Raw genomic sequence first — 8,248 nt, forward strand, 5'->3', positions numbered from 1 at the left:
CACCGAGATCTACACCTCTCTATTCGTCGGCAGCGTCAGATGTGTATAAGAGACAGCTTTAAGCCCATTCAGTTTTGCAAGATTGATCAGTAAAGGTGTCAGAGATTCCATGGTGTTTGCCTGCTTAAGAGGGCCGCCGTCCAGGGGTTTGAGGCAACCCATATGCCGTGTAAGCTCCATAACAAGTTTCTTTGCGTCGGCATCGTCGCTGCATACAAGTGCATCGTGTACGGCTTTGCATTTAACAACATCTTTGAGTTTTCCTGCAGGGATGTTGTGGAAAGCTGCAACAACTCTGGCAGATTCCGGGGCATTTTTCTTAATTGCAAGGGCTGCTGAGCCTTCTTCCGGAGGTTTGTATGCCATAAGGCCCCCTTCTTTTACCATTGGAACCACAGGTGAAATAAGAATCTTATTTTCAATGGCCTCTTTTATCTCTTCCAGCAAAGGCAAAACGTGGTCAAAACGGATCGTAAGTATTATTACTTCGGCTGCCTGCGCGGCATCAAGGTTGCTCATACCGGTAATTGTTGTCCTTGATGTATCAAACCCGCAATTTTCAAGCTCTGATAAAGCTTTTTTTGCAGCCTCATCTGCAGTTTCCAGAGACCTGGACCCGATAATTATCTCATTCTTCACACCATCAGGCATAAGGTTTTGAAGGGCAAGCCTTAGCACCATTCCTTCTCCGATGTTGCCGGTTCCTCCAAGAACAGCTATTTTAAGCTTTTCAGAATTCAATTTGAACAAGACCTCCAGTTTGCTATGTCTTCCCATAACATATGTCCGGAAGTTAATATATCTTCTGTCTTCACTCATTTAATTATAATACGTAATGTTATGGTTAAATTATTTTATTAAGTAATTCCTGTTTTTGTTAAGCACTTAATAATTTAGTTTCTCATTAGATGTCGTTTATTCTGAATTCTTGTTCTGAATTCATATTAATTATTAGTGGAAATATTTATAATGTATATCGATATATGTTAAAATAAGTTGATTCTGTTTAGTTCTTGCTGCAGGAATTACTTCGCATATACCTGTATTCTGTTTGCATCCTTAACTTACCATATAAGCAACATCGGGGGGTAGTGTATCTGGGGAGTTACACCAGGAGAGTATTGTACCTGTCAATATTAGTCATAGTCTTTACAGGCATATTTTCTCATTTCAATTTTATAGTACGTGAAGGAGTCGGATCTCTCGAATCTGAACCGGAAACTTCCGGTCTAACTTCTGGTTTATTATCTTCCGGACTGGTTTCATCAGATTCAGGAGTATTGCGCCCGCTCTCATCTCTTTCGGAACCGCCGAAAGGAGATTCAGGCAGAATCTACAACGAAGAAGTCGAAGAGAATCTTACTGCATATGTCCGGCTTTTTCCCGGTACGGATGCAGGGGTGCTGGACTCCTGTTCCAGGGTTGAAGAATGGGATGAAGAATCCGGTATTGCTGCAGTTTGCGTTAAACTGGAATCATTTGAAGAACTATCCTCTCTTAAAGGAGTACATTCAGTCCAGCCTGCTATTTCTCCTGTTATAAGAAAGGTGGACCGGGAAGAAAAAACAACTTTTTCTTCTTCTTCTGAAGAGTTCTGGAAACCGGACGGTGTAACAGGAGCCGGAATTAAAATCGGGATAATTTCCGATGGAGTAGAAGGCATATCTGAAGCCATGGCATCGGGAGTTCTGCCTGAGGATGTACACGTACTTTCTCCCGGAAATGGAAAAGAGGGTACTGTAATGCTCGAAATAGTCCATGAGACAGCTCCTGGTGCGGAACTGTATTTCCATAGTGCAGGCCGTAACAAGCTTGAATTTAACAGGGCTGTTGATACCCTCCTTGCCGAAGGTTGCCGGATTATATGCGATGATGTGGGCTGGCCTGATGAACCTTTCTTCGAAGATGGAATTGTAGCTTCCCATATTAAAGAATTAATAGAAAGCCAGGACATTCTCTATGTGAGCGCAGCAGGTAATGACGCAGGCCGCCATTATCAGGGTATGTTTTTCGATAACGGGTCAGGCTGGCACGATTTCAGTTCCGGGGCCAGCACTTCTAATAATATTTACATGGACGTCCCCCCAGGTGAGAAAGTGACCGTGGTCCTCCAGTGGAATGACCACTGGAACTGTTCCGAAAACGACTACGACCTTTACCTCTATGACTGCTGCAGCGGAAACGAAATTGCTGCAAGTGAAAAGGCTCAGAGTGGCACAGATACCCCTCTTGAATATATCAAATACGTCAACAGGGAGGAAGCTGTACAAACACTGGGTATTTCTGTCAAAAAACATTCAGGAGAGGATAGGGTACTGGAAGTTTATATTTACCCTAACTCCTCCGTAAAGGTTCATCCTGACAATCTGGTTGAGGAGGACTCGGTCTTCGGGCATCCCGCTGTTCCGGGCGTTATCTGTGTTGGGGCGGTTGATTCAGGAAATCCGGAAAATAGGGAGATCGCAGCCTACTCTTCCCGCGGGCCTGTAAGCATCTACTATCCGGAACCAGAACTCAGGAACAAGACCGACCTCAGTGGGCCCGGCAGTGTGAAAGTTTCAAGCATAAACGGAAAGGGCAGTTTCTTTATGGGTACAAGTGCTTCCGCCCCCTCTGTTGCAGGAGTCGGAGCTCTTATCTGGAACATGTACCCCGAAAAGACCGGCAGTGAAATTCGCGAGATCCTGTGTTCCTCAGCCGAAGATCTCGGAGAACCGGGGTACGACACTATTTTCGGGTACGGTTCAGTTAACGACCGCACAGTCCACCTTCTTGAAAACCTCTCTCCCGGCGGCAGTTTATTATTGGAAAAATCCGAAGCTTCGCCTGTGGAAACAAAAGGAATCTTTATACTGAAACTTTCCATGCCCCTTGAACGGATCTACTCTCTGGCAAATTTACCTGCCAGAGCAGCAGTAAAGGGATCTCGTTGATGGGGGACAGGCTGAAAAAGGACGGCAGGATACTATTCAAAGGCTGTGAGTTTTTAATTAGGGGCTATAACCTGAACTCCATTAACTTAAATCTGCTCAGGCTCACCCTAATTTTCACTCCAGCAGTAAAATCCCAACACATGCAGTTTTTTCAGGCTTGCAGAACTCAAGTACAAGCCCTGCCCCTTCCATTGCCTTCTGGACATTTATTCCGACAGCCTCAGGTGCAAAGCGCCTCATTTCCGGCTTTACGCATTTTTCAAGGTTGCAGACCTCACATTCGTTGCAGGAGCCGGGCCTTAAGAGCTGGGCGAAGATGAAGCCGTTCCTGAAAGCCTCCTGTTCGAGCTCGTACATTTTCCTGAAAGAGGTTTTCCGGAGTTCTCCCCAGGCTTTGAGGGCGTCCTCCCCGGAGGCTTCGTGCTCTTCCATAAGGAGAAGTGCATTTTTGTATTCCTGCAGGACTTTTCTGAAATCCTCAATAGAAAGGATGTGAGGAGGGCAGCTCAACCGTTTCCCGTAGCTCCGGCAGCCATAGGCGCATTTCAGGGCTATCCGGTTTTCCACCGGGATATCCGCTGTATCCAGTAGATAGGCTTTAAGTCCCAGGTTTGAGGCTTTTTCAATCAGGCTGTTGAAATTTTCTGACAAATCCAATCCCCCTAACTTCTAACTTTTGAATTCGTGCTTGATATAATTTAGTAACTACGCCCTGATAACTGTACCCTGAAAAGTTATGGGAACACTTTTCACTACCCCGGTTACACTTCTATAATTGGTAGCAGATAACTTAGTAAAGGGATACCCATGACGAAGAAAGTACCTTTTACTGAACTGGAATACCGTATGACCCGTTTCAGAAAACGGATGGACGCATCAAATCCCGACTGGGAAATTGCTGTCATCTTCAGCAAAATTAACCTTTACTATTTTACCGGTACGATGCAGGACGGAATGCTAATTGTCCCGAGGGACGAAGAGGCAACATTCTGGGTCCGGCGCAGTTATGAAAGGGCTCTTGATGAATCGTTATTTTCCAATATAGAACCCATGAATAGTTTCCGGGACGCTGCAGGGAGCATGGGCAAGCCAGATAAAGCAGGTAATGAAAGCAAGCTTTCGGATGCGGTATATCTGGAAACTGAAGTTGTCCCTCTGGCTTTATATCAGCGGTTTCAAAAATACTTCCCCTTTAAATATGTTAAATCCGTTGATACCCAGATTGCCTCTGTGAGAACTGTAAAAAGCGAATATGAGCTGTCCCTGTTGCGAGAATCCGGCAGGATTCATCAGCATGTGCTCGAAGACCTTGTGCCTGAGATGCTGCGGGAAGGGATGAGTGAAGCGGACCTCGCAACCGAATTGTTCTCAGTTCTGATAAAAGAAGGGCACCATGGAGTATCCCGCTTTGGCATGTTTGATACGGAGATGATTCTGGGAAATGTCTGTTTTGGGGAAAGCTCCATTTATCCGACCTATTTTAACGGGCCCGGGGGAAAGCTCGGATTGTGCCCTGCAGTCCCCCTGCTCGGGAGCCGGGACCGGAAATTGAGGAAAGGAGACCTGGTCTTTGTTGATGTCGGGTGCGGGGTCGAAGGTTACCATACGGACAAAACCACAACATACATGTTTGGTTCTTCCCTTCCGCAATATGCCATAGATATTCACAATAAATGCGTGGCTATCCAGAACGAAGCTGCAGCAATGTTAAAACCCGGGGCTATCCCCTCGGAAATCTACAATACCATAATGAATGGGCTTGATGAGGAATTCCTGCAAAATTTCATGGGCTTTGGGGGCCGTAAAGTGAAATTCCTCGGGCATGGGGTTGGCTTATTGATCGATGAAACCCCTGTGATTGCAGCCGGGTTTGATGAGCCCCTGCGGGAAGGAATGGTATTTGCCCTGGAACCCAAAAGAGGAATTGAAAACATCGGAATGGTGGGAATTGAAAATACCTTCATAGTAACTGCTGATGGTGGAGAATGCATTACAGGGAACAATCCGGGCTTGATTCCTGTATATTGATTTAGAAATCAGAATCTAAAATAAGAAAAAGAAAAGATGGAGTCAGACTCCATCTAAAACTGTTTTGAAGTAATTATTCCTGTTTTCTTGCCATCTTCTTTGTGGCTAGCTTCTCGATAATGCCGAGGTTAACCTCGCCGCCTACGCTCAGCTTCCCGCTGGCAACTGCGCTGTCCAGGAGGTGCTGTCCGACAAGGGTGCGGACGACAAGGGTTGTGTAGCCGTCAGGGCTTCCGACCGAACCTGCTGAGATGTCTGCTTTGAGGGCGGTAAAGTCCGTACAGACGTTGCAGCCCGGACGGATGGTGTCCTCAAGTTCGGCAAGGGGGATCACGTACTGGGTCCCGTCGTTGAGGGTGATTTCGAGCTTGCCTTTAACGTCGATGCGGCAGACCTTCATGGGTTCGAGGGCGTACTCGCTTTTCAGCTTGCCTGCGATCAGCTTTTCGTAGTCGAAGCTTTCGGTACAGAAGAGCCCGAGCACGAAGCGGATGGACTTCTTGTAGGGGCTGACCAGCTGGTGGTCGGTCTCAAGCATCTTGCGGACTGCCTGGACCACACAGGGAACTCCGACAACTGCAATGTTCCTGTGCTTCTGGGTCACAACGGCTTCCTTAAGTGCCGAGACCAGGGGTACCCACCAGTTGTAGCGGCTTCCTGCCTGCCCGATGAGGGCTTCACTTCTGGTAATTACCATGGAGTGTGGCTTGAGGGTCCAGGGGTCTTCGGTGACCGTAACCACAGCATCTACAAGGCCTGTTTCCAGGGCGTTTGCAAGGATTGCGGTAACGGCTCCACCGCTCTGCTTTCTCGGGATGTCGAATTCTGCCTTTCCGGTAGTGATCTCCAGGTAGTCTCCGAGCAGGCTTGAAGACTGTTCATCGAGCCTTGGGCAGACCTCATAGCAGGCCCCGCAGGGCACGTCATCAACAGCGGCTTTACAGTAGCCGTTGCTTTTCGGAGTTGTGGAATCGCCGCCGGTTTCAAAGTACAGGGCGTCAGCAGGACAGACTGCAATGCAGGCCCCGCAGCCTGAGCAGAGGCCGGTGTCCCAGACTTTTGATTTCAGGTCAAGGTAAGTCTTACTGATTTGTTTCTTTTCTGCCATTTCTGATCACTCCCAGACGTATTTGCTTGCAAAAGGCCGGCTGCTTGCAGGTCCGATCCTTGTGTAATTGGTGTCCAGGAACTCTGCGGGGTCATATCCGAATTGCTCGCAGAAGCTCTTAATGATCGGGGCTATGCGTTCCAGGTCGGCTTCCGTAAACTCAAATTTCTTGGCTCCGACTCCGAGCAGGTAGTCATCCACTTCTCCGCGGATGATGATTTCTCCGCCGTGGATTCCGCTGCCAATTCCCCTGTCGGTCATGGATTTCTCCTTGCCGATTCCGAGCACAAGCACAAGGCCTCCTGCCATATATTCCCCGAGGAAGGAGTGGGCTGTGCCGCCTACGACAAGTACGGGCCTGGCTTCCACTTCATATTGCTTCATGTGGATGCCGCCGCGGTAGCCTATGTTGTTCTTTATAAAGACCTTGCCTCCCCTCATGCTGTGGGCGACGGCGTCTCCTGCGCTTCCGTGGATCACAAGCATACCGCTGTCCATGGTGTTTCCAGGAGCGTGTTCGGCGTTCCCGTGGATTATGCAGGTGGGTCCGCTCATGAACATCCCCAGGTCTCCTCCGGGGACCCCGTTGATTATGATGCGGGTATTGCCTCTAACTCCGTCCCCTATAAAGCGCTGGCCGAGCACGTTATCGAGGATGATCTCCTCTGCTCCGTCAGCAACTGCTGCCCTTATTTTCTGGTTTAAGGGGGTGTAGTGCATGTCCTTAGCATCAATTCTTACCGTCTTCATATTCAGGCCCCCGCTGGCTGTACGTCCAGGATTTTAAGCATCCCTTCGTCCAGCATATATCCGCGCAGGCGGTCCCTGTTTCCACGCAGGCTTTCGATACTGTTGATGCCTGCTGCACCCATAAGTTCGCTGAGTTCCAGGGTCCAGCCGTGTATCAGGTTTGAAACCTGTGCTGCTCCCGTTTCGGGGTCAAGCCTGCTCACAAGGTCCGGGCGCTGGGTAGCAATGCCCCAGGGACAGAGGTTTCTGTAACAGTTGCCACAGACTCTGCATCCCAGAGCGACCAGGGCTGCAGTTCCTATGTAGACGGAATCCGCTCCTAGCGCAATGGACTTGGCAAGGTCGGCGCTGTTCCTTATTCCGCCGCTTGCAATGATGGAGATTTCGTTCCTTACTCCCTGTTCCCGGAGTTTCTGGTCAACGCTGGCGATTGCAACTTCGATGGGGATTCCCACATGGTCCCTGAAGACCTTCGGGGCTGCCCCGGTCCCTCCGCGGAACCCGTCAATGACCACTGCGTCTGCAGAGGACCTGGCAATGCCTGCGGCGATGGAGGCCACGTTGTGCACTGCTGCAATCTTAACAAAGACCGGTTTCTTCCATTCGGTTGCTTCTTTCAGGCTCCTGATAAGCTGGACAAGGTCTTCAATGCTGTAAATGTCATGATGAGGTGCAGGGCTGATTGCATCGCTTCCGAGGGGGATCATACGGGTTTTGGAGACTTCTTCGTTTACCTTTTCTCCGGGGAGGTGCCCTCCTATTCCCGGCTTTGCTCCCTGTCCGATCTTGATCTCAATGGCAGCGCCCCTTTCGAGGTAGTCGATGTTCACACCGAAGCGGCCTGAAGCGACCTGGACGATCATGTGGTCCTGGTAGGGGTAGAGCTTCTTGTGCAGTCCACCTTCTCCTGTCCCCATGAAGGTTCCGGTTTCGGCTACGGCTTTTGCCATGCTGAGCTGGGAGTTAAGGCTGATGGCTCCGAAACTCATGTGCCCGATCATGATAGGGGTGTCGAGTTTCAGGTTGGGGGCCAGCTTTGTTTCAAGCTCAACGTCTCCACTCTCGGTTTTTCTGAATTTGAGTTTGGACGGCTTCTTCCCTATATAGGTCCTGAGTTCCATGGGTTCTCTCAGGGGATCGATGCTCGGGTTTGTGACCTGGCAGGCATCAAGGAGAAGGCGGTCATAGATAATTGGCAGATCTCTGGCGTTTCCCATCCCTGAAAGGATGATCTTTCCACTGCGGGCCTGGTTGATGATGTCTTCCCTGGCTTCCCGGGTCCAGATGGGGTGGGAACGGTAGTCGATGGGTTTTTCCGTAATATTAATTGCGTCCCTCGGGCACATTGCAACACAGCGGAGGCAGGCGGTACATTTCCTGGACTCTATCAGGATCCTGTCGCCTTCTCTCCTGTATACGCCGTAGGAAC

The 8,248-nt window shown here is 49.3% G+C and carries 7 protein-coding genes; 2 read left to right on the forward strand and 5 right to left on the reverse strand.

Going from position 1 to position 8,248, the window contains the following annotated elements; all coding sequences use genetic code 11:
* Positions 1–9: 9 nt before the first annotated feature.
* On the reverse strand, positions 10–741 hold the full coding sequence (gene npdG, locus EO95_RS14110; RefSeq protein WP_052733598.1) for an NADPH-dependent F420 reductase: 732 nt from the start codon (positions 739–741) through the stop codon (positions 10–12).
* Positions 742–1,091: 350 nt separating this feature from the next.
* Here npdG and EO95_RS14115 point away from each other — a divergent pair, with 350 nt between their 5' ends.
* A complete protein-coding gene (locus EO95_RS14115; RefSeq protein WP_156164074.1) occupies positions 1,092–2,933 on the forward strand; it encodes a S8 family serine peptidase in 1,842 nt (613 codons plus the stop codon).
* Between the two features lie 114 nt (positions 2,934–3,047).
* Here the strand turns inward: EO95_RS14115 and EO95_RS14120 are convergent, their stop codons facing one another.
* Entirely contained in the window at positions 3,048–3,584 is a 537-nt protein-coding gene (locus tag EO95_RS14120) for a DUF2284 domain-containing protein (RefSeq protein ID WP_048135667.1), read from the reverse strand.
* A gap of 156 nt (positions 3,585–3,740) precedes the next feature.
* Here EO95_RS14120 and EO95_RS14125 point away from each other — a divergent pair, with 156 nt between their 5' ends.
* The gene (locus tag EO95_RS14125) at positions 3,741–4,961 is read left to right on the forward strand and encodes a Xaa-Pro peptidase family protein (protein WP_048135669.1); all 1,221 of its coding nucleotides are present in this window, start codon (positions 3,741–3,743) and stop codon (positions 4,959–4,961) included.
* Positions 4,962–5,034: 73 nt separating this feature from the next.
* Here the strand turns inward: EO95_RS14125 and EO95_RS14130 are convergent, their stop codons facing one another.
* The 3 genes from EO95_RS14130 to EO95_RS14140 form a co-directional block, all read right to left on the reverse strand.
* Entirely contained in the window at positions 5,035–6,069 is a 1,035-nt protein-coding gene (locus EO95_RS14130; RefSeq protein ID WP_048135671.1) for a Coenzyme F420 hydrogenase/dehydrogenase, beta subunit C-terminal domain, read from the reverse strand.
* 6 nt (positions 6,070–6,075) lie between these two features.
* On the reverse strand, positions 6,076–6,819 hold the full coding sequence (locus tag EO95_RS14135; protein WP_048135674.1) for a hypothetical protein: 744 nt from the start codon (positions 6,817–6,819) through the stop codon (positions 6,076–6,078).
* A gap of 2 nt (positions 6,820–6,821) precedes the next feature.
* Positions 6,822–8,248: glutamate synthase-related protein (locus tag EO95_RS14140; protein ID WP_048135677.1), on the reverse strand; the 1,427-nt coding region annotated here is incomplete at its 5' end.

Source organism: Methanosarcina sp. 1.H.T.1A.1 (genome assembly GCF_000979295.1).
Taxonomy (GTDB): domain Archaea; phylum Halobacteriota; class Methanosarcinia; order Methanosarcinales; family Methanosarcinaceae; genus Methanosarcina.